The sequence below is a fragment of the Parafrankia sp. BMG5.11 genome, from assembly GCF_004337455.1.
The window spans coordinates 222,844-249,119 of record NZ_SJXI01000027.1; the positions used below are offsets into that span (position 1 = coordinate 222,844).

Sequence of the window (26,276 nt, forward strand, 5' to 3'; positions counted from 1 at the left end):
GTGCGTGCTGCTGGGCGGGGGAACAATAGTGGATAGCGAGCCAATCACTAGCATTGCAGCATCGACCAAGCCGCTGCGGCGGCGCGTAATCGATTTTCCGCTCGTTGCGCTGATTATCGCGATGCTGGTGTTGTTGTTCCCCATCGCGCTGCTGGCGCCAATACTACAGGCGCTCCCTCTCGAAACATTGCCCCAGTGGGTCGACGCGCCGCTCATCTCGCTGTGCACGGTGGCAGTGGCCATCGCGGCCTACAAACTGGTGATCGCCCGGTTGGGTGATCAGCCTGCGGACGAACTTCCGTTCAATCGCCAGTGGCTCGACGCGCCTCGCGGAGCCCTGATTGCCACGCTGCTCATGAGCCTCATTGTGGGCGTCGCCGCGTTGATGGGCGCATACAGGCTGGAAGGGTGGGGCGGCAGCACCAGCTTGCCGATGCTGCTGTTCGCGGCCGGCTTGCAGGCTGGCATTTTCGAAGAGATTCTCGCACGCGGAGTGTTGTTCCGCTTCCTCGAGCAGTTCGGCGGCAGCTGGTTCGCGCTGGCGTTGAGCTCGGCGTTGTTCGGGCTGGGGCACCTCGGAAACGACAACGCGACGGTGTTCTCCTCACTTGCGATCGCGGTGGAGGCCGGGGTCATGCTGGGCGGCGCGTACATGCTGACGCGCAACCTGTGGCTGGCAATCGGACTGCACTTCGGATGGAATTTTGCGCAGGGGTATATCTGGGACGTGCCGGTCTCAGGCTTCCAGGTCGATGGGCTGGTCGAATCGTACCCTGCCGGTCCGGTCTTGCTTTCGGGCGGCCCCTTCGGGCTGGAAGCATCGGTCATCGCGCTGGCGCTGGCGACACCGCTGGGTATGTGGTTCGTCTATCGGGCGGTGCGAGCGGGTAACCTGGTCCAACCGTGGTGGGTGCGCGGGCGCCTGGCACGGCAGAACCAGATGCAGACTAGCGAAAGCTAGTCGAGCTTCGGCGTCATCCCCGGCTCGCACTTTTCCATGGCGCGCCGATAGGCGGGTCGCTCGCCGATCCGCTGCAAATAGGCCGCAATGTTGGGGAACGACGCCAAGTCCGCCCCGCCGAACATGCGCGAGGTGGTAAGGTTGAACCCCATCATGATGTCCGCCGTGGTAAGCTGGGAGCCGCCGAAGAATTCCGCCTCTGCCAGGCGAGCTTCGGCCAGAGCCCAGGCTTTCGCGACGCGGACCGCGACGAACTCCGGCGTGTCGCCGCCCATCCGCCCCGCGACCAGCGCCATCATGCCGTTGGTCATGAACGTCGCGTTGGAGAAATGGAACCAGAACAGGTGCCCGGCAAAGTCCGGATACTCCGGTCCCGGCGACAGCCGCGCGCTCCCGTGCTTGCGGTCGATGTATTCGCAAATCGCACCGCTCTCACCGAGTACGAAATCGCCGTCTGTGATCACCGGGGCGATCCCCATCGGGTGAAGCGCCTTGTAGTCGTCGGGGGCGAGGTTGTTGTCGCTTCGCCGGGTGTACAGCTTGAGATCGTATTCGAGGCCCAGTTCCTCGCACAACCAGACGATGCGTTCGGATTGCGAGATGCGCAGGTGGTGGACGGTCAGCATTTCGTTCTCCTGCCGGGCCTGGGTCAGCCGTCTTCTTTTTCGTCGTCAGTACCATTCTTGGGCGTGAGTTTGGCGATCAACGGCTCTCGTTCGCCCGCTTTCAACTTGTCGACCAGCGCGCGGTATCGCTCGGCGCGCTTGCCGCTGTGCGGATCGTTCGTGATGGGGGCAAGCAGGATAAGCGCCTCCTTGTCGCGATTTTCAAGCAACAGCCGGTGCGCCAGGGTCATCCGCGTTTCGCTGTCGAACGGAGCGAGTTCGAACGACTTCTCCAAAGCGATCAGAGCGTCTTCAGGAGGCGTCTCCCCCGCCAGCACGAACGTCCGATAATAGCCTGCCAGCGCTTCCGGATGGTTCGGATTCGCGTTGTTGGCCGCCACATACGCCGCGCGCGCAGCGCCGAACGCGGCGGGATCCGTTTTCGCCCGTTCAAGATGCACGCCCGCCACATAGAGCTGCGCTTTCTCCGACTTCGGGTCCACCGCCAGCGCCCGCTTGGCCATCGCCTCCGCCTCGGGGTAGTTCTCGGCGTCGAATTCCGCCTCGGTCGCCGCCAGCAGAACCGGCAAGCTGGTCGGGTACTGGGCGGCCAGGGCCCGCGCCTGACCGATCATACCACGAGCGGTCCCGCGCGTGACGCCGCGGCTGCTGCGGATGTGCATGCGCATCTGCGCCGCTTCGCCCGGCGTCACCTCGCGCACGGCCACCTTGGGCGGCACGAAATTGGTATAGGTAACGCCCATCGCCCGTACCCGGCCCTTCATGTAGGCGTTCAGTTCGTTTTGCAGCTTGTCGAGGTCGCCGAATGCCTGTTCAGCCGCCGTGAGATTGGCTTCCCCCGCGATCAGCCGTCGCAGATAATCGGCCAGTTGGCCTTTGCGGCTCGGCTCGAACGTCAGATAGCTCGAAGCCAGCCAGCCTTGCGCGTACTGCCGCTGCACCAGCGAGTAATCGCCTTCCTTGGGCGGATCGAACAGCTTGCGCACGTCCACTGGTGAGGACTTCAGCGTACTCACGCGGTGCTCGGGCGGTTCGCCGAGATTGAAGCCGTTGTCCGTCAGTTGAAGCGTGCCGAACAGCTCGGCAAACCCTTCGCTGTACCAGAAGGGGTAAGCCGCGGCAGAATGCTGGTACATGAAATAGTGCGCATATTCGTGGAACAGCACCTTCGCCGGGTCGATGTCGCGCCCATCGGTTCGCGTGCCAAGGCCCGTGTCGCGGTCTTGCTTCAAGGGCACGAATGCCACCGAGCGTCCGGCGCGCGGGATGAAGAACCCCGCGACACCGCGCTGTCCCGCCAGCATGCCGATGTCGGATGTCGCGCCAAACTGGTACACGGTGAGCTTGGTGGCGTCCGGCACCTCCTTGCTGACGGTCGACATGCCCCGGATCATCCGCAGCGCGCCGTCCAGCCGTTCAAGATTAGTGGCAAGCGTGCGCGCGTCCGCTTCGGTCCCTTCCGAACAGACGATGAAGTGGTCGCTTTTTGCTTCGATCCACTTGTCCGCGGCTGTCGCGGGCACGGCTGCAAGCAAGCCGACGCCGGCGCCGATAAGGTATTTCATCATAGAAGTGCGATCCCTGTCCCCTGGGATCACCGTTGTTACACAGCCAGTCGGCGGTGAAAAGGCACAGCTCGCACTTACACGAAACTGTAGGGATCGATGTCGATCGACACGCGGACGCCTTGGGGAAATCGCAGCGGAGCCAGCCAATCTCGGATTACGTCCTGAACCTGCGCGCTGCGCCGCGCGTTGATCAACAGGCGATAGCGGTAACGGCCGCGCAGCAGGCTCAATGGCGCTGGCGCAGGGCCGAGAATCGCGACGTCCGGGACATTCGGCTGGGTGCCCCCGATCATTCGCGCGGCTTCCTTGGCTTCGGCCTCGTCCTCGCTTGAGACGATGATCGCCGCCCAGCGGCCGAAGGGCGGGGCACCGGCGTGGCGGCGGGCCTCGGTTTCGGCTTCATAGAACGCGTCGCGATCGCCCCCAGCCAATGCTGCGATGACCGGCGCATCCGGATGGCGGGTCTGGATGAGAACTTCGCCCGGCTTGGCCCCGCGTCCAGCCCGCCCGGCGACTTGCGCGACTTGCTGGTAGGTGCGCTCGGCCGCCCGCAGGTCGCCGCCTTCAAGGCCAAGATCGGCATCCACCACGCCGACCAACGTTAGTTCGGGAAAGTGGAACCCTTTGGTCACCAGCTGGGTGCCAACGATCACGTCGATCGCGCCCGCCTCGGCCTGAGCGACGAACTCGGCTGCGCGTTCGGGCGAGTTGACCGTGTCGGAGGTGACCACCGCCACGCGGGCATCGGGCATGATCTCGGCGACTTCGTCAGCGATCCGCTCCACACCCGGGCCGCACGCGACCAAGCAATCAAGCTCGCCGCATTCGGGGCAGGCGGGGGGCGGGGGAGTCTCATGTCCGCAGTGGTGGCAAGCGAGGCGCCGCGACAGGCGATGCTCCACCAGCCAGGCGCTGCAGTTCGGACACTGGAAGCGAAACCCGCAGTTGCGGCACAGCGTCAACGGAGCATAGCCGCGGCGGTTGAGGAACAGCAGCGACTGCTCTCCGCGGGCGAGCCGCTCCTCCATCGCCTCCACCAGCCGCGGGGCGAGCCAGCGGCCCCGGGCAGGCTTTTCGACCGTCAGGTCCAGCGTATCAATATCGGGCAACCGCGCTCCGCCGAAACGATCTTCGAGCACCAGGCGCTCGTACACGCCGCTCTCCGCCATCTGCAGGCTTTCCAAAGCCGGCGTGGCGCTGGCGAGGATGACCGGCAGCTGTTCGAACCGCGCGCGCATCACCGCCACGTCGCGCGCGTTGTAGCGCACACCTTCGTCCTGCTTGAAGCTCACCTCGTGCGCCTCGTCGACCACGATCAGGCCGAGGCTGGCATACGGCAGAAACAGCGCGGAGCGGGCGCCGACCACGACTTGCGCGGTGCCTGCGGCGATGGCCCGCCATGCGCGGCGGCGCTCGGTCGACTTGAGGCTGGAGTGCCACACCACCGGCGGCGCGCCGAAGCGATCCTCGAACCGGCGCAGAAATGCCTCGGTAAGCGCGATCTCGGGCAACAGGACCAGCGTTTGCTGGCCGGCTTCCAAGGCTTGGGCGACCGCCTCCAGATAACACTCCGTCTTGCCCGATCCGGTCACTCCATCGAGCAGGAACGGCGCGAACGCGTGCGCCTTGACCGCAGCGACGAACCGCTCGGCCACTTCGGCCTGAGCGGGCGACAGATCCGGTGCCGCGAAATCCGCGCGTGCTTTTGGATAGGGGCGGTCGCAGTCGACCTGGATCGGCTCCAGCACCCCCTGGCTGACGAGTCCGCGCAGCACACCCTCGCTGACCCCGGCGATGCCGGCAAGTTCGCGGATCGTGGCCTGCTCTCCCTCCAGCGCGTCGATCGCCGACTGACGCTGCGGGGTCATCCGTTCGGGCACTCCGCCCGACAGGCGGTATTCGGTCATGGTCGCGGGTCCGCGCAGCGCGCCGCCGCTTGCCAGCACCATGCGCGCGACCGAGGCGAGCGGTGCGCAGTAATATTCCGCCGACCATTCCAGCAGGCGGCGCAATTCCGCCTTGAGTGGGGGGACCGGAAGGACCGCCAGCAAGGGCCGTAGCTTGGCCTCCGGAACCTCGCTCCCGGGCAGCCGTTCCGCTTCCCAGACTATCCCGACGATCTGCCGGGGACCGAGCGGTGCCACGACGACCGAGCCCGGCTCGACGCTCATCCCTTCCGGAACGCGGTAGTCAAGCGGGCCAAGCGCGGCGTTGAAGATCAGCAGTCGGGCGCGGTTCATATCAGTTCGGCCCATATGGGCACCGCCGGGGTGGGGCGGCAAGGAGAGGAACCTTGCAATGACCGATTCGATTGATTCGCCGACCGTTCTGCACCGGCGCAAGTTCATCGCGGGCCTGGGCGTTTCTGCGGGTGCGCTGATGTTGCCAGCCTGCACCACCGGCTTCGGCGGCGGCTTCAGCTTCACCGACGCGATCGCCCGGTTGCTGTATCTTTCCACCGGCCGCGCGTTCGATCGCATGACCTCGCAGGGCGGATTCTGGGATCAGCAGGTTGCCGCAATCGGCTTCGACCAGTTCCTCGGCGCGCGGGGCGGAGTCCTCAATCGCATCCTCACCTCCGCTTTGTTCAAGGACCGACTGGCCGACGCACTCGCGCCAATTGCGTTTGATGCTGCACAGCGGGCGGCGCCGGTTGTCGCTGATACGGTGCGCACCATCGGCTACGCCAACGCGATCGACCTGATCCGCGGCGGACCGAGGGCCGCCACGGGTTTCTTGCGCCAGAACATGGGCACTGCCCTGATCGATGCGATGCTGCCCGGCGTCGGCAGCGGTCTGCGCCTGGCGAACGACCCGTTGGTCGGGCAGGCACTGGCGGCGCTGAGCGGGGTCGATATCCCGCAGGTCGCGCGCAACTTCTCGGCCCGGGTGGACGATGTCATCTGGAACGAGATCGGTAACGAGGAACAGGCGATCCGCGCTAATCCGCAAGCGACGCGCGATCCGCTGATCATTGGCACGTTCGGCGTGGGCGCGCGGCTCTAGCCTGCCTGCGCAGTGGTGGCTAAGGCTTGCCGGGAATCATTCCCGGGAGCGCCACCACCATGAAGTTCTTCGCCGACACCGCCGAGATCGACGCGATCCGCGAACTCGCAGAGGCAGGCCTGCTGGACGGGGTCACCACCAATCCGTCGCTGATCCACAAGTCGGGCCGCGATTTCATGGAGGTGACGAAGGAGATTTGCGACCTCGTTGACGGCCCGGTCAGCGCCGAAGTGGTCGCGCTCGATCACGCGACCATGATGCGTGAGGCGGAAGTGCTGCGGAAGATCGCCGACAATGTGTGCATCAAGGTGCCGCTGACGATCGACGGCCTGAAGACCTGCCGCGCGCTCACCGGGGAAGGCACGATGGTCAACGTGACGCTGTGCTTCTCGGCCAATCAGGCGCTGCTCGCGGCGAAAGCCGGGGCCACGTTTGTCAGCCCGTTCGTCGGCCGGCACGATGATAATGGCTTCGACGGCATGGAGCTGATCAGCGACATCCGCCTGATCTATGACAACTACGATTTCCGCACCGAAATCCTGGTCGCGAGCGTGCGCCACGTGATCCATGTGCTGGAAGCGGCGCGCATCGGCGCTGACGTGATGACGGCGCCGCCGGCGGTCATCAAGAGTCTCGCCAATCACGTGCTGACCGACAAAGGCATCGAGGGGTTCATGGCCGATTGGGCCAAGACCGGGCAGAGCATCATCAAGTAAGCGATGGCCGACGAAACCCCTCTCGATCGCTTCAAGCACGCGCTGACCGGCGCCAGCCGCGCGTTGGCGCACGAACCCGAGGTGGAGGTTGCGTGGAGCGCGGATGCACCCACCGCTCGCGGCAAGCATTTCCGCGTGCCGCTCCCGGGCCGCTCCGTGCCGGTCGATCAGGCGCGGGAGGCACGGGGCTTCGCCGACAGCTTCTCGCTCAAACTGCGCCATCATGACGAGGCGATGCACGCCCGAGCCATGCCGCCCGAGCCGACCGCGCGGGAGTGCTTCGATGTGGTGGAGCGCGTCCGCTACGAGGCGTTGGGGGCGAATAGCTTCAGCGGCATCCGCGATAACCTTGGCGCGGCGACCGAACTGCGGACCAACTCCGATCCCATTTCTCGCGCGACACGGACCGAAGACGTGCCCGTCGCCAGCGCGCTGGGACTGATCCTGCGCGAGAAGTTGACCGGCGAAGCAATTCCCCGGCGCGCCGCCGCCGGCGTGGACATGGTCCGCGGATGGATCGAGGAGCAGGCGGGCGCGGATTTCGAGGCTCTAGCGCTCTCCCTCGACGATCAGAAGGCGTTCCAGGGTCTGGCGCTGGACCTCTTGCGTCACCTCGATCTGACGCTGCCCGACGACACCGATCAGCCTTCTGACGATAGCGACGAAGGCGAGGAGCCTGAAGGAGAGGAGGAGGACGAGGGCGAGGACGAGAACCAGGGCGAGGGCACCCCGCAGTCCACCGAAATGGCCGGCGAAATGTCGGAAGGTGACGACGACGGGGAATCCGACACCGAGATGACCTCGGAGCAGGATACCGCCGACGGTGAACCGGGCGACGAAGGCGAGGAGGGCATGATGCCCGTCCGGCCGAACCGTCCGTGGACCGATATTCCCGAAGGCTTCGACTACAAGGCGTGGACGACCCGGTTCGATGAAGTCGTCGAAGCGACCGAACTGTGCGACGCCGACGAACTCGACCGGCTGCGGCAGTACCTCGACAGCCAGTTGACCGGCCTGCAGGGCGTTGTCACGCGGCTCGCCAACCGGCTGCAGCGGCGGCTTATGGCACAACAGAATCGTTCGTGGGACTTCGACCAGGAGGAAGGTCTGCTCGATGCCGCGCGCCTCGCCCGCGTGGTGATCAGCCCCGGCCATTCGCTCAGCTACAAGGTCGAGCGCGAGCAGGAGTTCAAGGACACCGTCGTTACGCTGCTGATCGACAATTCGGGTTCCATGCGGGGGCGGCCGATCTCGATCGCGGCGATCAGCGCCGACATCCTGGGGCGCACGCTGGAGCGCGTGGGCGTGAAGACCGAAGTGCTCGGCTTCACCACCCGCGCGTGGAAGGGCGGGCAGAGCCGCGAGGCGTGGCTGGCCGACGGCAAGCCCGCACAGCCCGGCCGCCTCAACGACCTGCGCCACATCATCTACAAGAAGGCGGACGAACCGTGGCGCCGGGCACGCCGCAATCTGGGCCTGATGATGCGCGAGGGGCTGCTGAAAGAGAACATCGACGGCGAGGCGCTGCTGTGGGCGCATGACCGCCTGCTCGCCCGGCCCGAGGATCGCCGCATCCTGATGGTCATCTCCGATGGCGCGCCGGTCGACGACTCCACGCTGAGCGTGAACAGCGCGGGGTACCTTGAACAGCACCTGCGCAAGGTGATCGACTGGATCGAGAAGCAATCGCCAGTCCAGCTGGTCGCGATCGGCATCGGTCATGACGTGACGCGGTATTACCGGCGGGCGGTGACGATCATGGACGTGGAGCAGCTTGGCGGCACGATCACCGAGCAGCTCGCCGAACTGTTCGAGGTGGATTGATGGACGTATCGGAAGCGGTCGCAAGCCGGCGGTCCATTCGCGCGTTCCTGGATGAACCCGTCGACCGAGCCCTGCTGGAGCGCGTGCTGGAAAAAGCGCAGCGGTCGCCGTCCGGCGGTAATACGCAGCCGTGGCACGGGGTAGTCCTTGCTGGCGAGCCGCTCTCCCGCCTCATCACCCGCGTTGCCGAGGAACTGCCTAAAGGCCGCGCCGCGCACGCGCCCGAATATCACGTCTATCCGCCCGAGCTGGACGGCGCCTACGAAACGCGCCGGCGCGGGGTTGGCGAGGACATGTACGGCGCGCTGGCGATTACGCGCGAGGACAAGGCCGCGCGGCTGGCGTGGTTCGCGCGAAACTTCCAGGCGTTCGGCGCTCCGGTGCTGATGCTGGTGCATACGCCGAAATACATGGGGCCACCGCAGTGGTCGGACATCGGCATGTGGTTGCAGACTGTCATGCTGCTGCTCCGCGAGGAGGGGCTCGACAGCTGCCCGCAGGAGGCGTGGGCGGTGTACTCCCCGCAGATTCGCGAGGTGGTGGCGATCCCGCAGGATCACACGTTCTTCTGCGGCGTGGCAATCGGCTATCGCGATCCGGGTGCGCCGGTAAACCAGTTTTCCGTCGCCCGCGCTCCGCTGGACGAGGCGGTGCGGTGGGAGGGTTGGGATTGACCCGGCCCGGCGCTTGGCTAACCCACGCGCGATGACCGATCTCAAGCTGTTCAATTCGCTGACCCGCAGCCTGGAGACATTCCAGCCGATCCACCCCGGCGAGGCGCGGGTTTATTCGTGCGGTCCGACGGTCTACAATTACCAGCACGTGGGCAACATGCGCGCTTATGTGTTCGCCGACACGCTGGGGCGGGTGCTGAGCTTCAAGGGCTATGACCTGCGACACGTCATCAACATCACCGACGTTGGTCACCTGACCAGCGACGCCGATGCGGGCGACGACAAGATGGAAAAGGCGGCGGCAAGCCAGGGCAAGTCCGCTTGGGACATCGCGCGGCATTACCAGTCGGTGTTCGAGGAGGACCTGGCGCGCCTCAACATCCGCAAGCCGCAGCATCCGCGCGCGACCGATTATGTCGAGGCGATGATCGCGTGGGGCAAGGCGATTGAGGACAAGCACTGCTATCGGCTCGACAGCGGGCTCTATTTCGACGTGACCACGGTGCCCGATTACGGACGTCTCGCCCGCGCTTCGACGGATGAGGGCGAAAGCCGCATCGATACCGTCGAAGGCAAGCGCCACGCCGCCGACTTCGCGATCTGGCGCACCACGCCTGCAGGCGAAAACCGGCAGATGGAGTGGGATTCGCCGTGGGGCCGCGGGGCGCCCGGGTGGCATATCGAATGCTCGGTGATGAGCGCCGAACTGCTCGGCCACCCGTTCGATATCCACACCGGCGGGATCGACCACCGCGAGATCCATCACCCCAACGAAATCGCCCAGAACCAGGCGCATGCCTGCGGCCCGGACACCGGGGCACGGATCTGGATGCACAACAACTTCCTGGTCGATCGCAGGAGATCGGGCGACCTGGGCAAGATGAGCAAGTCGACCGGCGATTTCCTGACCCTGCAGGCGCTGGTCGACCGCGGCTACCACCCGCTCGCCTATCGCCTGCTCTGCCTGCAGGCGCATTACCGAAGCGAGCTTGAGTTCACCTGGGATGGGCTCACCGCAGCCTTGGCTAGGCTTAACAGAATCGCATTGCAGATAGAGCGATTGCGAGCATCGACAGCATTCCAATTCGTTCAAAAACAGGCTGCAGATGGGCAGCTTCAGGGCCTTCGAAGCCGGCTCGACCCTGTCGTCGCTAAGTTTTATCTCCAAGATTTCGAACGGTCAATTTCAGAGGACCTTAATACTCCGAAGGCGCTTCCAATTTTCGAGCAAGTACTACAAAATAAAAAAATCAGTTTGCGAGACCGAGTTCGTCTTTCTTTGATAATGGACCAAGTTTTGGGACTAGGAGTGGAGAAGCTTTCTAGAAAGGCTCTTCGAATAAGGCCGAAACATGACATTAGATACGCTTTTACAAACCGCGAGGTCGACTCGCTCATACATGCGAGGAAGATTTTGAAGTCGCGTCGCGAATTCTCAGCGTCAGACTTGATCCGTGACCTGCTTACCGCAGATGGTGTGGGCATAATGGACGGCGACCCTTTGGGGTGGGAGTGGAAACTATGACCGTTGCCGTGCTGTCCGGGCTGGTTCGCCCGCTGATCGAAGCGCGCCTGCCGGCCGAGATCGAGCCGCGCTGGTATACTTCCGTCGAAGAGCTGCTCGCCCTGGCGCCCGAGGCGGAGATCGGGTGGTTCGATCTCGACAAGAAGGAGCCGATGGCCGAGGCGGTGCGGTGCGCGGGCAAGCTGAAATGGTTGAACTCGATCTACGCTGGGCTCGACTTCCTCCCTCTCGACCTCTTGGCGGAGCGCCGGGTGACGGTGACCAACGGCGCGGGGATCAACGCGATCACGATCGCCGAATATGTCGTCATGCTCATGCTGACTCATGCCAAGGGTTACCGGGACGTGGTCCGCGCGCAGGATCGGCACGAGTGGCTGATGGATTCCCCCGGCAAGCTGGAATTGGCGGACACCCGTGCGCTGCTGCTGGGCCTCGGCGCCATCGGCGGACTGATCATGACGCGGCTGCAAGCGTTCGATGTGGAGGTCGTCCCCGTGCGCCGAACCCCCGCGGCCGGGGCTCTCGGACCGCACGAGTGGCGCGCGCGGCTGGGTGAATTCGACTGGGTGATCCTGGCGGTCCCTGCCACTCCCGAAACCGACAGCATGATCGGCACGGCGGAACTGGCGGCGATGAAGGACAGCGCGGTGCTGGTGAATATCGCGCGCGGCGCGGTGGTCGACCAGAACGCCCTAGTCGAATCCCTGCAGGCCAAGCGGATCGGCGGTGCGTTGCTCGACGTGACCACGCCCGAACCGCTGCCGTCGGATGATCCCCTGTGGAACCTGGAGAACGCCCAGATCACCATGCACCTGTCGGGCCGCGCGCAGTCGAAGATGTTTGTGCGGTCGGCCGAACGGTTCGTCGAAAACTGTCACCGATTTGTGGCCGGCGATGCGCTCGCGCCGATCTTCGATCCCGCGCGCGGTTATTGACGCGCGACCGCGATGGGACTGCTCAAAGATACCTACCCGCTTTACCTCAATAACAAGGCAGCGCAGCCGAACACCGATCTGGCGGTGACGGACAAGTTCACCGGCGAGGTCGCATTCCGCACCGCGCTGGCCACCCCCGACGTGATCGAGCAGGCGATCGCGGGCGCGGTGCGCGCGGCCAAACCGATGGCGCGGCTGGCGAGCTTTGAGAAGCAGGGCGTGCTCGATCACTGCGTCGCGCGGTTCAAGGAGCGGTTCGACGAGCTCGCCTATGCCCTCTGCGTCGAGGCGGGAAAGCCGATCAAGGATGCCGAGGGCGAGGTCACCCGCCTGGTCGATACCTTCCGCATTGCCAGCGAAGAGGCGACCCGCATTTACGGCGAGGTCCAGCCGCTCGACATCTCACCGCGCGCCCGGGGCTACATGGGCATGTGGAGGCGGGTGCCGATCGGGCCGTGCAGCTTCATCTCTCCGTTCAATTTTCCGCTCAACCTCGCCGCGCACAAGATCGCCCCCGCCATTGCGATGGGCTGTCCGTTCGTCATGAAGCCGGCCAGCCTGACCCCGCTCGGCGCGATCATCATGGGGGAAGTGCTCGCCGAGTGCGACGTGCTGCCTGAAGGCGCGTTCTCCATCCTCCCGGCGCACCGCGACGGGGCGGACTTGTTCACCACGGACGAGCGGCTCAAGCTACTGTCCTTCACCGGTTCCCCAGGCGTGGGCTGGGACTTGAAGGCCAGGGCCGGCAAGAAGAAGGTCGTCCTCGAACTGGGCGGCAACGCCGCGGTGATCGTCGACAAGGATGCTGACCTCGACCATGCGCTGGAGCGGATCGTGTTCGGTGCGTTCTACCAGTCGGGACAGAGCTGTATCGGGGTGCAGCGGATCCTGATTCACGACAGCATCTACAACCGGTTCAAGGACATGCTCGTCGCCAGGACGAAAACCCTTGTCGCGGGCGATCCCAAGGACCGCGACACCTTCATCGGGCCGATGATCTCCGAACAGGAGGCCACCCGCCTCAAGAGCTGGATCGACCGCGCGGTGGATGCCGGCGCGACCCTGCTGTGCGGCGGGGAGCGGATGGGCAACATGCTGGAAGCGACCCTGCTGGAAGGCGTTCAGGAAGATTGCGAGGCCAATCGTGAGGAGGCATTCGGCCCGCTCGCGAATCTTCAGCCGTTCAGCGATTGGGATGCCGCGCTGGCACAGGTGAACGACAGCAAGTTCGGCCTTCAGGCGGGCGTGTTCACCCGCGACATCCATCAGGTGCTGGGAGCGTGGGACACGCTCGATGTTGGCGGAATCGTGGTGAACGACGTGCCGAGTTACCGCGTGGACAGCATGCCCTACGGCGGGGTCAAGGACTCCGGGCTGGGGCGCGAGGGGATCCGGTTCGCGATGGAGGACATGAGTGAGATCCGCAACCTGGTGATCCGGCGCGTGTGAGGCGGCCGCCTGCCGGAAGTGTCACACGTGTCACACTGTTCAGAGCGAAAAAATCGAGCGGCCCCGGCATAGCGCTCAGGCGTCCTCCAGCAGCAGGATTTCGCACGTGACCTGAAGGCGCGCCGGGTGGAGGCGGTGATCCACCGCGACCACGGCGGCTTCCGCGACCAGCTGACCCGAGATGGTGAATTCGTGATCGGCCAGCGCCGCCACGAACAGATCGCCCGCTTCCACGGCTTCGGCCCCATCGAACACCAGCTCCAGCCGGTGGCGCGCGCCAGCGAAGGTGATGCTCGCCCAGTTCTTGTGACTGTGCCGCGCGAGCACTCCGTGCGGACCGGCCAGCCTGAGCACCGCCTCGCGCAGCCGTTCGCCGGCTCCGCGGCGAGTGCGCAGAGGGGGCGGGGCGGGGGCTTCACTACTGAGCATGGCTGATTTCCCGATATTTGTTCATGAAATGTTCCACCCGCGACGTCATCTGAGCTCGCGGTTCGCGGCCCATCCGCAGATCGAGGACTAGGCGCGGGTCATTGGCGGCCAGCCGGCCGAACCGGGTGGCGGACATGCGGTTCTCCCGCAGGAATTTTTCGATGGTGCGGATCAGCATAAGGCTCCTCGATCGTGCGACTCGAATAGGCAATCGAGGGCCCTAGCTTGCGGGCGAAATCCTACTTGTCTAGGAAAAATCCTTCATCTAGGAAGGAACAATGGTAAACCAGACTTCGCCGCGCGATCGACTGCTGCAGCTGGCTCGTCAGCGCGGCGTCAGCCTGTCCGGCTTGTCCGAAATGCTCGGCCGCAACGCGAGCTACCTGCAACAGTTCATCCGCAAGGGCAGCCCGCGCCGGCTGGAGGAAAGCGATCGCCGCACGCTGGCGCAGTTCTTCGCTGTGCCCGAAAGCGAACTGGGCGGCGCTGATCCTCAAGGCGCCGCCCGTCGCGCGACGGGGCAAGCTCCCCGCTTGCGCGAGGAGTGGATCGAGGTGCCCCGCCTGGCGATCGGTGCCGCGGCGGGCGCGGGGGCGATGGCAAGCGACGAAGCGCCGTTCGACAGCTTCCGCTTCTCGCCCCGCTGGCTGCGCGATGCGGGCCTGAGCATCGATCAGCTGTCGACGATCCGCGTGACCGGCGATTCCATGGTGCCGCTGCTTAACGACGGTGATGAGATCCTCGTCGACAAGGGGCAGCGAAGCCTGCGGGATGGCATTCATGTGGTGCGGCTGGACGATGTCCTGCTGGTCAAGCGCCTCGCCCCGGCCGGGCGTGGGCGCGCTTCGTTGATCAGCGAGAACCACGCCTATCCGCCCGTCGAGGTGTCGTTGGAAGAACTGGAGATCGTCGGCCGGGTGGTGTGGAAGGGCGGCCGGCTGTGAAGGCTGCCGCCGCTTGCAATCGTCCGGGGGCAGGGGCACTTCACGGGTCATGACCGACACTCCCGCCACGCCGCCGATGCGCGCCGCGATCATTCCGGTGACCCCGCTGCAGCAGAACTGTTCGCTGATCTGGTGCACCAGGACCATGCGCGGGGCGCTGGTCGATCCCGGCGGCGATCTCGACCGGCTGAAGGCCGCGGTCGCAAAGGCGGGGGTCACGCTGGAAAAGCTACTCGTCACGCACGGGCACCTCGACCATTGCGGCCAAGCCGGCATGTTGGCGCAGGAATTGGGCCTTCAGATCGAGGGGCCGCACGAGGCGGATCGGTTCTGGATCGACCGGCTGGGCGAGGATGGCGGCAAGTACGGCATGCAAGCCGAAGTCTTCGAGCCAGACCGCTGGCTGCAGGACGGCGACACCGTCACCGTCGGCGAGCTGACGCTGGAGGTGATCCATTGCCCCGGCCACACCCCCGGGCACGTGGTGTTCTTCCACCGCCCGTCGAACTTCGCGATCGTGGGCGACGTGCTGTTTCAGGGCTCGATCGGCCGCACCGACTTCCCGAAGGGCAATCACCAGGATCTGATCGATGCGATCACGCGGAAGCTGTGGCCGCTGGGTAACGACGTGACCTTCATCCCCGGCCACGGCCCGACCAGCACCTTCGGCCGGGAGCGACAGACGAATGCTTTTGTGAGCGACTACGCGCTGAGTTGAGGGCGCTAAGCTATAGCACCCGCAGCACGATCAGCACCGCCGCCACCGCTAGGCCAAGCTGCGTCAGCATCGTGATGATCGTGCCGACCGACCGCCCCTTGCCGAGCGCGCCGCCATCCATCCCCAGGCCGTGCGCCACCCGGCCGAGCATGTAGACCGCCGCCACCCACGCGAGCCACGGGTCGCCTTCTCCGCTCAACTCAATCGCGGCGATCAGCACGAGCACGAAGGCGGTGTTCTCCACGAAGTTCAGTTGCGCGCGCATTCGCGCCGTCAGCGGGCCGCCCGCGTCGTCGCCGATCGAGATCTTGTGCGCCATGCGCAGCTGGCCGATCCGCGTGGACAGCCAGATATTGATGAGCGCCGCGGCCGCCGCCGCGCACAGTGTAACCGGAAGGATCATTCGCCCCACTCCCCAATGCGAACCTGGTAAGGCTGGCTAGCACATGCCCGCGGCCTTGCAACGGCGCAGATTTTCGCTATAGGCCGCGCCTTCCCGCCACGGTTGGGTCCTTGCAAAGCGTGCCCGCCCGCCCGGGTTGTGCGCCGCGAGGCCTTCGCCTACGGCAACCTCGACACACACGCTTACACTGGAACAGGTGCCGAAATGGCTGTCCCCAAAAGAAAGACTTCGCCCTCTCGCCGGGGCATGCGCCGCAGCCACGATGCGCTGAAGGTTGAAGCGCACCACGAATGCAGCAACTGCGGGGAGCTGAAGCGCCCGCACAACCTCTGCAATCACTGCGGGCACTACAACGGCCGCGAAGTCATCGCCGTCGGCCTCTGACGGCCGGTAACGGGTCCGTACTGCCATGACACTGCCGCGTATCGCCGTCGATGCGATGGGCGGCGATGAAGGCGTGCAGACGATGATCTCGGGCGCCGCCCTTGCGCGGCGTCGGCACGAGAAGTTCAAGTTCCTGCTGGTCGGTGACGAGCCGCGGATCAAGGCCGCGCTCGATGCCCATCCGCAGATGCGCGGCGCATCCGAGATTCTCCATTGCGAGGATGTTGTCGGCGGCGACGAGAAGCCGACGCAGGCTCTTCGCCGCGCCAAGACCACCAGCATGGGCCTCGCGGTCAACGCGGTGAAGCAGGGCCACGCCGGCGCCGCGGTCAGCGCTGGCAACACCGGCGCGCTGATGGCGATGAGCAAGCTGGCGCTGCGCACCATCAAGGGTATCGACCGGCCGGCGCTTGCCGCCCTGCTGCCGACCCTCGGCGACAACGACGTCATCATGCTGGATCTCGGTGCCAATACCGAGTGTGACGCGCGCAACCTGGTCCAATTCGCGATCATGGGGGCCGCCTATTCACGCATCGTGACCGGGCTCGAGGCGCCGCGCGTGCGCCTGCTCAACATCGGGACCGAGGAGACCAAGGGCACCGATCAGCTGCAGGAGGCGACTCAGCGGCTGCGCGAGGCGACCGGCCTGGCGATGCGCTTCGACGGGTTCATCGAGGCGGACAAGATCAACCGCGGCGAATGCGACGTGGTGGTGAGCGACGGCTTTTCCGGCAACATCGCGCTGAAGGCGATCGAGGGCGCGGCGCGGTTCGTGACCGACCTGTTGCGTAACGCCTTCACCAGTTCGGTCCGGTCAAAGATCGGTTTCCTGGTCTCGCGTCCGGCGACCGAACTGCTGCGCCACCACCTCGATCCCAACAACCACAACGGCGCGGTCTTCCTGGGGCTGAACGGCGTGGTGGTGAAAAGCCACGGCAGCGCTACCGCCGCCGGGGTCGCCAACGCCGTCGCGGTCGCGGCGCGACTGCTTGAGGACGACCTCACGCACCGCATCTCGGCCGACCTCGCGGAGCTGGGCGAAAGCAAGCTGAGCACCACGGGGGGCAAGTCAGGGGGCCGATCGAAGCGTTCCGCCGCCGATGAGGGGCAGCCCGCATGATCCGTTCGGTGATCGTCGGGTCCGGCTCCGCATTGCCGAAGCGCGCGGTGCCGAATGCCGAAATGGCGCAGATGGTCGACACCAGCGACGAATGGATCGTCGAGCGGACCGGCATCCGCAACCGCTACATCGCCGGCGAAGGGGAAACCACCGCGACCCTCGCCGCCGATGCCTGCCGCCGCGCGCTTGAAGCCGCGGGGCTGGAGGCCAGCGACATCGGCCTGATCGTCCTGGCGACCGCGACGCCGGACCAGACGTTTCCAGCCACGGCGACCAAGGTACAGGACATGCTCGGCTGCCGGGGCGGCATCGCGTTCGATGTGGCCGCGGTGTGCTCCGGTTTCCTTTATGCCTTGGCCACCGCGGACTCTATGCTGCGTACCGGGATGGCCAAGCGTGCCCTGGTGATCGGCGCCGAGACCTTCAGCCGCATCCTCGACTGGGAAGACCGCACCACCTGCGTCCTGTTCGGCGACGGGGCCGGCGCATTCGTCTTGGAGGCGCGCGAGGTCGCTGCTGAGGGTTACGGCGACGGGCCCGGCATCTTGTTCAGCCAGCTTCACGCCGACGGCGCGCACAATGAACTTCTGTACGTCGATGGCGGTGCCTCCACCACCGGCACGATCGGCAAGCTGCGCATGAAAGGTCGGGAAGTGTTCCGCCATGCGGTGGTCAACCTGGCGACCGTGCTGCAGGCGGTGCTGGAGCAGACCGGCTTCACCGCAGAGGACATCGACTGGGTGGTGCCGCACCAGGCCAACGCCCGCATCCTCGATGCCACCGCCCGCAAGCTGGGCCTGCCGGCGGACAAGGTGGTGGTGACGGTCGATCAGCACGCCAACACCTCGGCCGCTTCAGTGCCGCTGGCTTACGACACGGCCGTGCGCGACGGGCGGATCAGGCCCGGCGATCTGGTGATGCTCGAAGCGATGGGTGGTGGCTTCACCTGGGGCGCCAGCCTGGTCCGCGTCTGACCCGTAATTCTTTGAGTTTCTGCGCAAACCCATTGCGGCAGTCACGCTAAATGGATAGCATAAGTTAATCCCCACGGGTCGCACGAACGGGCAGGAGAACACTCTTATGCGTTCCGTTGGCACGCTTACCCGCGCCGACCTCGCTGATACCATCAACCGCAAGCACGGGTTCTCCCGGGCCGAGGCGCTCGAATTGGTCGAGGCCATCCTGCGGCATATGTGCGAGGCGATGAGCCAGGGTGAGAACGTCAAGATTTCCGGGTTCGGCACGTTCGTACTGCGCGAGAAGCGCGAACGGATCGGCCGCAATCCCAAGACCGGCGTCGAGGTGCCGATCACTCCCCGACGGGTGATGACCTTTCGCGCCAGCCAGTTGCTCAAGGAGCGGGTGGCAAACGGATAAAGGAGCGGCCCGGGTGGCGGAATTCGAGGACGGCAAGGATCAGGGCGCGCTGCGCACGATTGGCGAACTGGGCGAGGCGCTGGGCATCAAAACTCACGTGCTGCGCTATTGGGAGGATCAGTTTCCGCAACTGAAGCCGCTGAAGCGCAGCGGCGGCCGTCGCTATTACCGCCCCGAAGATGTGGCGCTGGTGCGCGAGATCGACCGGCTGGTGAACCGCGACGGCTACACGCTGCGCGGCGCGCGAACAGCGCTCAAGGATTTCGGCAGCGCGGTCGAGGCACCAGTAGAAGCGCCGCCAGCACCAGCCACGCTGTTTGAGCCTTCGGGCAGGGCGGAGAGCCCGGCCGCCGAGACGGTGTCGCCCGAGGTGATCGCCCGGCTGCGCGCAATCCGCACCCGCCTTGCCGAGGCGCTCACCGCCTGAGGTTTTCGCCATGGCGAAACCGGTTAATTCAGAGCGAGGAAGCACGCTGGCGTAAGAGGCAACGCCGGCGATGAGCGACCTGACGATCTGGACCTATGACTGGGTACCGGAAATGCCTCGCGGGTTCGTGCGCGACTTGCGGTTACGTTGGGCGTGTCGGGAGGCGAGCCTAGGCTACCGGATCGCCACGGTGCCGTTCGATGGGCGTGAAGCCAACCATCGGGACCGGCAGCCATTCGGCCAGGTGCCGTACCTGTCCGATGGCGATGTGCATATCTTCGAAAGCGGCGCCTGCCTGCTGCATCTGGCGCGACAAAGCGAAGCGCTGATGCCGCGCGATAGCGTGGGTGAAGCGGACACCATCCAGTGGCTGTTCGCCGCGCTCAACTCCATCGAGATCGTCACGGTGCCGTGGCTGTTCCTGCGGTTTTCGGGCCATGCAGACACGCCCCTGACCACCTGGCTGGGCAGCCGCCTGACACAACTGGAGCGCGTGCTGGACAGCCGCGAATGGCTGGCCGCCGATCGCTTTACCGTGGCCGACCTGCTGATGGCCGATGTGCTGCGGGGCGATCCGCTCAAGACATTCGCCGACCGCCCCGCGACGGACGCCTATGTCGAACGGGTCACCTCGCGTGCCGCGTTCCAGCGAGCGCACGAAGAACAGCTTGCCCAGTTTGCCAGGGCGGATGCGGACCGGGCCTAGCGCGCGGCGCTGATGTCGCGGATTTCATCCATTCGATCGCGATAGGCCTGCGCGACGCACGCTTCGTCGGGGCAGCGTTCGCGATAGCGGAGGAAGCTGTCGCGAGTTCGGCGTAGTTCCGCCCTGACGCCCTCGTTGCCGCGACTCAGCGCCGAATAGAACCGGGATGACATCTCCCGGTCCAGCGACGCAAGCTGGGGACTGGAGCAGACCATTCGCTCGCTGCGCGATCGAGCCACCCGGCAGTTGAAGCTGGGGGCGGCCGCGGCAACACGCGGGGCCGCCTGGGTTGGCGCGGGTGCCGGCCGCGCGGTCGGCGAAGCTGCCGGCGCCGGGCTCGCTGCTGGAGGGGGCGGCGGGGGCGGCGGAGCTGCGGTCTTGGCCTCCGGCGGCGGTGAGGCTTGCGCCACTGCGACCTCGGTCGCCGGCGCCTTGGAGCGATAGGTGTCGGATCGCAGATCGAATGTCGCGAGACGGTAGATGATCGGCTCGGCGCCCTTGATCTGGTAAACCAGGCCGCTGCCATCGGCGGCCGCCTGCGCGGCGTATTCGATGTCCGCCACCAGCTGCCGCTTGCCGTCGAACGCGCGCTCCGCCCCGGGAGGAACCTGCAGCACGAACCGCCCGCTGCACACCGTCACGTCGAGCGTCTCGTCCCGGCTCTTTACGACCGGATTTTCCACTCGGACCAGCGAATGGGTGGACAGGGTATCGAGGTTGACCGGATCGGCGTTGCGGATCCGGATCGCCTCATCGAACGCCACTTGCTTGAGGCGGTCATAAGTCGCTTGCGAAGAACACGCCGCCTTAAGGCGTTGCGCGAGTGATTTCTGCTTGCTGGCCAGGATTTCTGCCGATCCGTTTTTCGGTTCGGTCTCCCCGCACGCAGTCAGCGTCAGGGCGATCACCGATACGCCCAGCCAGTCGCGGATTGTCATCAAGCGTTCTCCATTCCCGGTGCGAACGCTTGATGGTCAAGGTTGCTCCGGCATCGGCGGCGCTACTCCGCTGCGAGCAGTTCCTCCGCCGCCCCGAGGTCGACGCTGACCAGGCGGCTCACGCCGCGCTCGACCATCGTCACCCCGAACAGGCGGTGCATCCGGCTCATCGTCACGGCGTTGTGCGTCACGATCAGGTAGCGGGTATCGGTTTCCGCCACCATGGAATCGAGCAGGTCGCAGAACCGGTCGATGTTGGCATCGTCGAGCGGCGCGTCGACTTCATCGAGCACGCAGATCGGCGCCGGGTTGGTGAGGAACAGCGCGAAAATCAGCGCGATCGCGGTGAGCGCCTGTTCGCCGCCTGACAGCAGGGTCAGCGACTGCAGGCGCTTGCCCGGGGGCTGAGCGTAGATTTCCAGCCCGGCGTCGAGCGGATCGTCGCTGTCGATCAGCGCGAGGTGCGCCTGACCGCCTTCGAACAGGCGGGTGAACAGCCGGCGGAAATGGGCGTCCACCTGCTCGAACGCGGAGCGCAAGCGCTCGCGTCCTTCGCGGTTCAGATTGCCGATCGACCCGCGCAGGCGATTGACCGCTTCCAGCAGTTCGGCCTGCTCTTCCGCGCTGGAGCCGTGCTCCGCCTCGATCCGGGCCAGCTCTTCGGTGGCCACCAGATTGACCGGGCCGATGCGTTCGCGGCTGGCGGTCAGGCGTTCCAGGTCCTCGCTTTCCAGGCCGGCATGGCGCACTGTTTCGACAGCGAAGCCGAAGCGTGAGGCGAGGAGCGGCGGGGGGCACTGGAACCGCTCGCCGGAAATGCGGCGCATCTCCTCGCGGCGCTGCTCTTCGTTCTCTGCCCGCGCGCCCAGACCCGCCCGCGATTCGCGCGCCGCGGCAAGCGCTTCGGCGGTTTCGGCCAGGATCCGGTCCGCGGTCTCGACCGCTTTTTGCGCGGCAGCCATCGCGGACTCCGCGGCGGCGAGTTCAGCGGAAAGCCGTGTCCGAACGGTTTCGCCCTGTTCGATCTCGCGCAGCAAGCCTTCCGGTTTGGCAGCGATGACGGCGCGCTCCTGTTCGATTTCCTCGAACCGGCGGCTCATGTCCGACAGGCGCCGCGCAGCGTCGCTTGAGCGGGCCTGCCACCCGGCGATGTCCGCCCGCTGCGCCTGCGTGCGTTCGCGGGCGACCGCCAGCGCCTGGTCGTGCGCCGCGAGCGCGGCGGTTGCGGCCTGCAGCGCAGTGCGCGCGTCTTCATTGCGATTGCGCGCTGCATCGAGCGCCGCGCGGCCGGTGTCGGGCGAGGGCAGCGATGCCCGCCTGGCGTGCGCGGCTTCGACTTCGGCCAGCGCGGCGGCGCGCCGATCTGCCAGGGCACCGGCGCTGGCGGCGAGTTCCTCCAGCCGGGCGGCCTGCCGCTCGCGCTCCGCCTCCGCCTGGTCGGCCGCTCGCAGTGCCTGGCGCTCGCTGTCCGCTGCCGCCTGCAGGGCGCGCTCGTCCGCGACCAGTTCGCGTTGCAGCGTTGCCAGTTCTTCGTGCGCTCCCGCTGCGGCCGTTTCGGCGTCGGCCAGCGCGGCGCGTGCCGGCGGGAGGAGGCGTTCGAGGTCGACCACGCGGTTGTCCGCCTCCAGCCGGGCCGCCTCGGCGGCGCCTTCGCCGCGCGCGATAAAGCCGTCCCACCGCCGCAGCCCCCCGCCGCGGGTGACCAGCCACTCCCCCGGAGCAAGCTCGCGGCCATCGTCGGTGTCCGCCACGTGGACCAGCGCCAGGCGCGCGGCGAGTTGCGGTGGACAGTCGGGCACATGGGCCGCCAGCGCATCGGCCACCGCCGCGGGGGCGGCGGAGCCACTCCAGAAGCGTCCTTCCGGCATACCGTCCGGCAGACCCAGCGGAGCCTTGGCGTCCCGGCCAAGGACCGCGGCCAGCGCGCGTTCGTATCCCGGAGCCGCGCGCACCTGGTCGAGGGCTGTGGGCAGGCCATGGCGATTGGCGGCTTGCCGGCGGCGCGCCTGCCGATCCCGATCGAGCGCGGAATGTTCGCGCTCCAGTCCGGCCACATCGGCGCGCGCGGTGGCGAGCATTGAAGCGGCTTCGTCACGCGCACTGCGCAGGGTTGCCGCAAGCACGCGTCGCTCGTCGAGCCGGGCGCGCAAGCGGGCGATCTCCGCGGTTGCAGCCTCCGCCGCCGCGCGGGCGATCCGCAGGGTGCTGTCCGGATCGCCGGTCTGCGCCAGCGCGCTGCGCGCTGCGTCGATCCGCTGCACGTCGGCATCCAGCCGGTCGAGCACCGTAGTGGCCTGCGCGACCTCCGCCTCCGCAACGCGCCAGTCGGCCTCCACCCCGGCATGGTCCGCCGTCGCGCGCGCCAGCGCCAGTTCGGCAGACCGCGCGGCACGGTCGGCATCGTCGAGCTTCGCGGCGATCGCCGGGCGCCGGTCTTCGTCCGCTTTCAAGGTGGCGGCGTTGGCGACCAGATCGCGTTCGAGCCGGGCGAGCGCTTCGGCGGCGTCGCGGGTCAGGCGGTCGGCATCTCCGCGGTCTTCCTCGAGCCGGGCGCGCTGGCGATCGAGGTCAGCGAGCCGCTGCTCTGCGGCCTCTAGCTGGCCGGACAGCGCCGCCATCCGGTGCCCATGCGCACTGGCGTCATGCCGGCGATCGGACAGTTCGTCGCGCGCATCGCCAAGCGCGCGCGCCGCCGCCGCCTGGGCCTTTTGCGCCGCGCCGGCGGCGGTCTGTGCGGCATCGACGCGCGCGTCCGCCGCTTTCGCTTCGCCCCGGGCGGTCTCCGCCGCCGCCGCCGCGTCGCGCCACCGGGCGAACAGCAACCGCGCTTCGGCCAGGCGGATCTGGTCGGACAGCACGGTGTAGCGTTCGGCTTGCTTGGCCTGGCGCCGCAGCGTGGCGATCTGGCTGTCGAGCCCCGCCATGAGGTCTTCCAGCCGCGCCAGATTAGCCTCGGTCTGGCGCAGCTTGCCTTCTGCATCGCGGCGCCGGACGTGCAGGCCGGCGATCCCCGCGGCTTCCTCCAGCATCATGCGCCGCTCGGCCGGCTTGGCGGCGATGACCTGCGCGATCTTGCCCTGGCTGACGAGGGCGGGGGAGTGAGCGCCGGTGGCGGCGTCGGCGAACGTCAGTGCTACATCCTTGGCGCGCACATCGCGTCCGTTGACGCGGTAGGCGCTGCCGGCGCCGCGCTCGATCCGGCGCACGACCTCCAGCGGTTCGCCCTCGTCCCCCTCACCGGTGAGCACGACTTCGGCAAAGTCCCGTGGGGGGCGGCTGGCGGTGCCGGCGAAGATGACATCGTCCATCCCGCCGGAACGCATCGACTTGGGCGAATTCTCGCCCATGACCCAGCGGATCGCTTCCAGCAGGTTGGACTTGCCGCAGCCGTTCGGGCCGACGACTCCCGTCAGACCCGGCTCGATGCGCAGTTCAGACGGCTCGACGAAGCTCTTGAACCCCGAGAGCTTGAGCCGCCTGATGCGCATCGCGTGGCGGTGCTACCTCGCGCCGGCGCGTTGCAGCATCGGCTCCAGCGTCGCCCAGGTCTGCGTGCCAACTTTGGTGCCGTTGATGAAGAAGGTGGGCGTGCCGGTGACGCCGAGTTCTTCCGACTGCGTTTCGGAATTCGCCGCGATCTGCTCGGCAGTCTTCGCGTTTGCGAGACAGGTGCGAGCCTGATCCCGTGAGACGCCGCGCTGCGCGAAGAAATCGTACAGTCCGGTGCCCTGAGCGATGGCGTCGAACCGCGCGGCGCCTTGCGCCTGCATCGCCGCGTCAAGCGCCGCCTTGTTGGCATTGGCCGCTTCGAAGATCGCCGGCAGGTTGGCCCAGCTTTGTTCAGCCAGCGCGTGGAAACCTTGTGGCCCCGTGCAGCGCGCGAGGACCGCGACCGTGAGATCGATCGGATCGTGGATCTGGTTGCGCAGTTCGAAGCTGACCTTGCCCGTATCGATGTACTTGGTGCGCAGCGGCTCGGCAGAAGTTTCGGCGAACTCGGCACAATGTCCGCACGTATGGCTGGCGTATTCGACGAGCTTGATCGGGGCGTTGGGATTGCCCTGGATCACGCCGCCTTCCGGGGTGAACGAGGCAACGTCCGACCACGCCTGACCCGCGGGCGCTGCCACGGCCGCGACCGGCTGACCCTCAGCCACCTCAGCCGTGGGGGCTTCTTCCGCATTGCAGGCGGCAAGCGCGAGAGTGGCGACGAAAGCGAGGGAAGCGGTGCGAAGGCGGGTCATGCGATCTCTCTTGAAGTGGTGATGAAGCCTAGCGGAAGCGTTCGGGGCCCGAAAGCACAACGGCGCGCTGTCCACAACTCCTACAAACGGGCGTCGATCTGGGGCTGGAGCATCGGCCAGGTGCCCGTGCCGGCAAGCAGGGTGCCGTCGATCGCGAAGCTGGGGGTGCCGCGCACGCCCCATTTTTTTGCATCCGCGGCGGTCTGCTCGGCCAACCGCGTCGCGAGCGCTTCGTCCGACAGACAGCGGTCGAGCGTCGGGCGGTCGTATCCGCGCGGCACCATCAGGTCGTAAAAGCCAAGATCGCTGGCGATCGCGCGGCGGCGGGCGGGACCGGCGCCTGTCGACCAGCGCGCTTTCTGCCCGGCCGTGGCGCGAGACATGATCGGCAGCCATTTCGGCTGGCTGAGCATCAGCGTGGCGTGGTTGCGGGGAAACTTCGCCGCTGGCCCGCAATTGGCGAGCATCGCGGCGGTCAGATCGACCGGGTCGCGCACGATGTGGCGTACATCCAGCTGCACTTTGCCGCTGGCGACGTAAACATCGACCGCGTTGGTGCCTTCCCGGGCGAACTCGCCGCAGTGAGTGCACGTGTAACTGATGAATTCGGTCAGCTTCACCTTGGCGGCGGGATTACCGATCCGGTGGCCGCCGTCGGCAGTATCGACCACTGTCAGCCAGTTGGTCGCGGCAACCGCCGCGGTCGCGGTAAAGGCGGCACCGATTGCCAGCGCCAGCGATGCGAACCTCACTTGGTGTCCTCCTGTCCCCCGAGCGAGCGGGCAAGCGATTCCAGCACCGCGCGCAGCTCTGGATCGCCGATGTCGCGCAGGCTGTCGCCGAGCTCGATCGGGATGGGTTTCAATGATGGGGGTCCCCCGACCGGCGCTTCACCACGCGGCGGATTAACCGACCCTTGCCGCAGCTTGACCCGGGCCACCGCCTTGTAACCGAAAAAGCGGTTCACCCGCTCGATGATCTCGGGGATCACATGCTGGATCAGCGGCGCGTGGGCCGGCAGGACGACCAGTTGCAGGATGCCGTCGGCTTTTTCCCCCGGAGCGAAGCGGATCGCCTCGGGCGAGCAAACCTTGGCGTGGTGTTCCCCGACGATCTCGGGCCACCGGGTGACGACGCTCGACTGCACGAATCCGAACCGGCGGAACGCGGTGCGCCCGACCTGCGGCGTCAGTTCCGCCATCGAGCGCGCCGGCCCGCCGCGCGGCCGCTCGTAGCTGCGCGGCTTCGCCTTGCCCAACTTCGAAGGTGTGTCCCGTTCCATACTTGGGCGCGCCATGCCAT

General features: G+C 66.5%; 27 protein-coding genes. 16 read left to right on the forward strand and 11 right to left on the reverse strand.

The genetic code is table 11. The features are described from left to right. Positions 1 to 28 precede the first annotated feature (28 nt). Complete coding sequence (locus tag E0504_RS19080; RefSeq protein WP_131625313.1) at positions 29 to 961, forward strand: CPBP family intramembrane glutamic endopeptidase; 933 nt, start codon at positions 29 to 31, stop codon at positions 959 to 961. Here E0504_RS19080 and E0504_RS19085 read toward each other — a convergent pair. The 3 genes from E0504_RS19085 to E0504_RS19095 all read right to left on the reverse strand — a co-directional run bounded on the left by E0504_RS19085 (position 958) and on the right by E0504_RS19095 (position 5,395). Continuing rightward, entirely contained in the window at positions 958 to 1,587 is a 630-nt protein-coding gene (locus E0504_RS19085) for a glutathione S-transferase family protein (protein ID WP_131625314.1), read from the reverse strand. The two genes, E0504_RS19080 and E0504_RS19085, sit on opposite strands and share 4 nt — an antisense overlap. 23 nt (positions 1,588 to 1,610) lie before the next feature. Continuing rightward, positions 1,611 to 3,155, reverse strand: coding sequence for a hypothetical protein (locus tag E0504_RS19090; protein ID WP_131625315.1), 1,545 nt, complete (start codon positions 3,153 to 3,155; stop codon positions 1,611 to 1,613). A 74-nt stretch (positions 3,156 to 3,229) separates the two neighbouring features. Then, a complete protein-coding gene (locus E0504_RS19095; protein WP_131625316.1) occupies positions 3,230 to 5,395 on the reverse strand; it encodes a primosomal protein N' in 2,166 nt (721 codons plus the stop codon). Between the two features lie 58 nt (positions 5,396 to 5,453). Between E0504_RS19095 and E0504_RS19100 the strand changes: the two genes are divergently transcribed. From E0504_RS19100 to E0504_RS19130, 7 genes are read left to right on the forward strand one after another with little or no spacing between them, the layout of a single operon-like run. Next, on the forward strand, positions 5,454 to 6,161 hold the full coding sequence (locus E0504_RS19100) for a DUF4197 domain-containing protein (protein WP_131625317.1): 708 nt from the start codon (positions 5,454 to 5,456) through the stop codon (positions 6,159 to 6,161). Between the two features lie 59 nt (positions 6,162 to 6,220). Continuing rightward, entirely contained in the window at positions 6,221 to 6,877 is a 657-nt protein-coding gene (gene fsa, locus E0504_RS19105) for a fructose-6-phosphate aldolase (protein ID WP_131625318.1), read from the forward strand. Positions 6,878 to 6,880: 3 nt separating this feature from the next. Further along, on the forward strand, positions 6,881 to 8,701 hold the full coding sequence (gene cobT / locus E0504_RS19110) for a cobaltochelatase subunit CobT (RefSeq protein WP_131625319.1): 1,821 nt from the start codon (positions 6,881 to 6,883) through the stop codon (positions 8,699 to 8,701). Continuing rightward, positions 8,701 to 9,375 (forward strand): nitroreductase, encoded by a 675-nt coding sequence (locus tag E0504_RS19115; protein ID WP_131625320.1) that lies wholly within the window; start codon positions 8,701 to 8,703, stop codon positions 9,373 to 9,375. Before cobT ends, E0504_RS19115 begins: the two co-directional genes overlap by 1 nt. Positions 9,376 to 9,406: 31 nt before the next feature. Continuing rightward, positions 9,407 to 10,900, forward strand: coding sequence for a cysteine--tRNA ligase (cysS, locus tag E0504_RS19120; protein ID WP_131625321.1), 1,494 nt, complete (start codon positions 9,407 to 9,409; stop codon positions 10,898 to 10,900). Further along, the gene (locus E0504_RS19125) at positions 10,897 to 11,835 is read left to right on the forward strand and encodes a D-2-hydroxyacid dehydrogenase (RefSeq protein WP_131625322.1); all 939 of its coding nucleotides are present in this window, start codon (positions 10,897 to 10,899) and stop codon (positions 11,833 to 11,835) included. The genes cysS and E0504_RS19125 overlap by 4 nt, the downstream gene beginning before the upstream one ends. A gap of 12 nt (positions 11,836 to 11,847) precedes the next feature. Further along, entirely contained in the window at positions 11,848 to 13,284 is a 1,437-nt protein-coding gene (locus tag E0504_RS19130; RefSeq protein ID WP_131625323.1) for an aldehyde dehydrogenase family protein, read from the forward strand. 75 nt (positions 13,285 to 13,359) lie between these two features. Here E0504_RS19130 and E0504_RS19135 read toward each other — a convergent pair whose 3' ends face one another. Further along, complete coding sequence (locus E0504_RS19135; protein WP_207974483.1) at positions 13,360 to 13,638, reverse strand: hypothetical protein; 279 nt, start codon at positions 13,636 to 13,638, stop codon at positions 13,360 to 13,362. A 64-nt stretch (positions 13,639 to 13,702) separates the two neighbouring features. Further along, positions 13,703 to 13,891: a hypothetical protein gene (locus tag E0504_RS19140; RefSeq protein ID WP_131625324.1), complete on the reverse strand. Its 189-nt coding sequence runs from the start codon at positions 13,889 to 13,891 to the stop codon at positions 13,703 to 13,705. Between the two features lie 100 nt (positions 13,892 to 13,991). Between E0504_RS19140 and E0504_RS19145 the strand changes: the two genes are divergently transcribed. Together E0504_RS19145 and E0504_RS19150 are read left to right on the forward strand one after the other, a co-directional pair. Beyond that, complete coding sequence (locus tag E0504_RS19145) at positions 13,992 to 14,657, forward strand: S24 family peptidase (RefSeq protein ID WP_131625325.1); 666 nt, start codon at positions 13,992 to 13,994, stop codon at positions 14,655 to 14,657. A 49-nt stretch (positions 14,658 to 14,706) separates the two neighbouring features. After that, on the forward strand, positions 14,707 to 15,375 hold the full coding sequence (locus tag E0504_RS19150) for an MBL fold metallo-hydrolase (RefSeq protein ID WP_243657554.1): 669 nt from the start codon (positions 14,707 to 14,709) through the stop codon (positions 15,373 to 15,375). A gap of 10 nt (positions 15,376 to 15,385) precedes the next feature. Here the strand turns inward: E0504_RS19150 and E0504_RS19155 are convergent, their stop codons facing one another. Then, positions 15,386 to 15,778 (reverse strand): MAPEG family protein, encoded by a 393-nt coding sequence (locus tag E0504_RS19155; RefSeq protein ID WP_131625326.1) that lies wholly within the window; start codon positions 15,776 to 15,778, stop codon positions 15,386 to 15,388. A 204-nt stretch (positions 15,779 to 15,982) separates the two neighbouring features. On the opposite strand from E0504_RS19155, the gene rpmF reads away from it, so the two are divergent. From rpmF to E0504_RS19185, 6 genes are all read left to right on the forward strand, one after another. Further along, entirely contained in the window at positions 15,983 to 16,162 is a 180-nt protein-coding gene (gene rpmF, locus E0504_RS19160) for a 50S ribosomal protein L32 (protein ID WP_126176562.1), read from the forward strand. A 25-nt stretch (positions 16,163 to 16,187) separates the two neighbouring features. After that, positions 16,188 to 17,282, forward strand: coding sequence for a phosphate acyltransferase PlsX (gene plsX, locus E0504_RS19165; protein ID WP_131625327.1), 1,095 nt, complete (start codon positions 16,188 to 16,190; stop codon positions 17,280 to 17,282). Then, on the forward strand, positions 17,279 to 18,256 hold the full coding sequence (locus E0504_RS19170) for a beta-ketoacyl-ACP synthase III (RefSeq protein WP_131625328.1): 978 nt from the start codon (positions 17,279 to 17,281) through the stop codon (positions 18,254 to 18,256). Before plsX ends, E0504_RS19170 begins: the two co-directional genes overlap by 4 nt. A gap of 106 nt (positions 18,257 to 18,362) precedes the next feature. Beyond that, a complete protein-coding gene (locus E0504_RS19175) occupies positions 18,363 to 18,659 on the forward strand; it encodes an integration host factor subunit alpha (protein ID WP_131625329.1) in 297 nt (98 codons plus the stop codon). A 13-nt stretch (positions 18,660 to 18,672) separates the two neighbouring features. Next, positions 18,673 to 19,086 carry a MerR family transcriptional regulator gene (locus E0504_RS19180; protein ID WP_131625330.1) on the forward strand — a complete coding sequence of 138 codons (414 nt, stop codon included), beginning with the start codon at positions 18,673 to 18,675 and terminating at the stop codon, positions 19,084 to 19,086. 70 nt (positions 19,087 to 19,156) lie between these two features. Then, a complete protein-coding gene (locus E0504_RS19185) occupies positions 19,157 to 19,792 on the forward strand; it encodes a glutathione S-transferase family protein (protein ID WP_131625331.1) in 636 nt (211 codons plus the stop codon). On the opposite strand, the gene E0504_RS50425 is transcribed toward E0504_RS19185, so the two are convergent. The 5 genes from E0504_RS50425 to E0504_RS19215 all read right to left on the reverse strand — a co-directional run bounded on the left by E0504_RS50425 (position 19,789) and on the right by E0504_RS19215 (position 26,256). Further along, positions 19,789 to 20,730, reverse strand: a complete 942-nt coding sequence (locus E0504_RS50425) for a lysozyme inhibitor LprI family protein (protein ID WP_165938554.1) — start codon at positions 20,728 to 20,730, stop codon at positions 19,789 to 19,791. The two genes, E0504_RS19185 and E0504_RS50425, sit on opposite strands and share 4 nt — an antisense overlap. 62 nt (positions 20,731 to 20,792) lie before the next feature. Next, positions 20,793 to 24,218, reverse strand: a complete 3,426-nt coding sequence (locus E0504_RS19200) for a chromosome segregation SMC family protein (protein ID WP_131625334.1) — start codon at positions 24,216 to 24,218, stop codon at positions 20,793 to 20,795. 12 nt (positions 24,219 to 24,230) lie between these two features. Further along, positions 24,231 to 24,974, reverse strand: coding sequence for a thioredoxin domain-containing protein (locus E0504_RS19205; RefSeq protein ID WP_131625335.1), 744 nt, complete (start codon positions 24,972 to 24,974; stop codon positions 24,231 to 24,233). A gap of 80 nt (positions 24,975 to 25,054) precedes the next feature. Continuing rightward, complete coding sequence (locus tag E0504_RS19210; RefSeq protein WP_165938555.1) at positions 25,055 to 25,726, reverse strand: thioredoxin domain-containing protein; 672 nt, start codon at positions 25,724 to 25,726, stop codon at positions 25,055 to 25,057. Beyond that, positions 25,723 to 26,256 (reverse strand): DUF721 domain-containing protein, encoded by a 534-nt coding sequence (locus E0504_RS19215; protein WP_131625337.1) that lies wholly within the window; start codon positions 26,254 to 26,256, stop codon positions 25,723 to 25,725. The genes E0504_RS19210 and E0504_RS19215 overlap by 4 nt, the downstream gene beginning before the upstream one ends. Positions 26,257 to 26,276: the final 20 nt, after the last annotated feature.

Bases quoted from the DNA above. Each gene is read 5' to 3' on its own strand.
- E0504_RS19085 (WP_131625314.1), bottom strand. From the start codon at position 1,587: ATGCTGACCGTCCACCACCTGCGCATCTCGCAATCCGAACGCATCGTC.
- E0504_RS19090 (WP_131625315.1), bottom strand. From the start codon at position 3,155: ATGATGAAATACCTTATCGGCGCCGGCGTCGGCTTGCTTGCAGCCGTG.
- E0504_RS19095 (WP_131625316.1), bottom strand. From the start codon at position 5,395: ATGAACCGCGCCCGACTGCTGATCTTCAACGCCGCGCTTGGCCCGCTT.
- E0504_RS19100 (WP_131625317.1), top strand. From the start codon at position 5,454: ATGACCGATTCGATTGATTCGCCGACCGTTCTGCACCGGCGCAAGTTC.
- fsa (WP_131625318.1), top strand. From the start codon at position 6,221: ATGAAGTTCTTCGCCGACACCGCCGAGATCGACGCGATCCGCGAACTC.
- cobT (WP_131625319.1), top strand. From the start codon at position 6,881: ATGGCCGACGAAACCCCTCTCGATCGCTTCAAGCACGCGCTGACCGGC.
- E0504_RS19115 (WP_131625320.1), top strand. From the start codon at position 8,701: ATGGACGTATCGGAAGCGGTCGCAAGCCGGCGGTCCATTCGCGCGTTC.
- cysS (WP_131625321.1), top strand. From the start codon at position 9,407: ATGACCGATCTCAAGCTGTTCAATTCGCTGACCCGCAGCCTGGAGACA.
- E0504_RS19125 (WP_131625322.1), top strand. From the start codon at position 10,897: ATGACCGTTGCCGTGCTGTCCGGGCTGGTTCGCCCGCTGATCGAAGCG.
- E0504_RS19130 (WP_131625323.1), top strand. From the start codon at position 11,848: ATGGGACTGCTCAAAGATACCTACCCGCTTTACCTCAATAACAAGGCA.
- E0504_RS19140 (WP_131625324.1), bottom strand. From the start codon at position 13,891: ATGCTGATCCGCACCATCGAAAAATTCCTGCGGGAGAACCGCATGTCC.
- E0504_RS19145 (WP_131625325.1), top strand. From the start codon at position 13,992: ATGGTAAACCAGACTTCGCCGCGCGATCGACTGCTGCAGCTGGCTCGT.
- E0504_RS19150 (WP_243657554.1), top strand. From the start codon at position 14,707: ATGACCGACACTCCCGCCACGCCGCCGATGCGCGCCGCGATCATTCCG.
- E0504_RS19155 (WP_131625326.1), bottom strand. From the start codon at position 15,778: ATGATCCTTCCGGTTACACTGTGCGCGGCGGCGGCCGCGGCGCTCATC.
- rpmF (WP_126176562.1), top strand. From the start codon at position 15,983: ATGGCTGTCCCCAAAAGAAAGACTTCGCCCTCTCGCCGGGGCATGCGC.
- plsX (WP_131625327.1), top strand. From the start codon at position 16,188: ATGACACTGCCGCGTATCGCCGTCGATGCGATGGGCGGCGATGAAGGC.
- E0504_RS19170 (WP_131625328.1), top strand. From the start codon at position 17,279: ATGATCCGTTCGGTGATCGTCGGGTCCGGCTCCGCATTGCCGAAGCGC.
- E0504_RS19175 (WP_131625329.1), top strand. From the start codon at position 18,363: ATGCGTTCCGTTGGCACGCTTACCCGCGCCGACCTCGCTGATACCATC.
- E0504_RS19185 (WP_131625331.1), top strand. From the start codon at position 19,157: ATGAGCGACCTGACGATCTGGACCTATGACTGGGTACCGGAAATGCCT.
- E0504_RS50425 (WP_165938554.1), bottom strand. From the start codon at position 20,730: ATGACAATCCGCGACTGGCTGGGCGTATCGGTGATCGCCCTGACGCTG.
- E0504_RS19200 (WP_131625334.1), bottom strand. From the start codon at position 24,218: ATGCGCATCAGGCGGCTCAAGCTCTCGGGGTTCAAGAGCTTCGTCGAG.
- E0504_RS19205 (WP_131625335.1), bottom strand. From the start codon at position 24,974: ATGACCCGCCTTCGCACCGCTTCCCTCGCTTTCGTCGCCACTCTCGCG.
- E0504_RS19215 (WP_131625337.1), bottom strand. From the start codon at position 26,256: ATGGAACGGGACACACCTTCGAAGTTGGGCAAGGCGAAGCCGCGCAGC.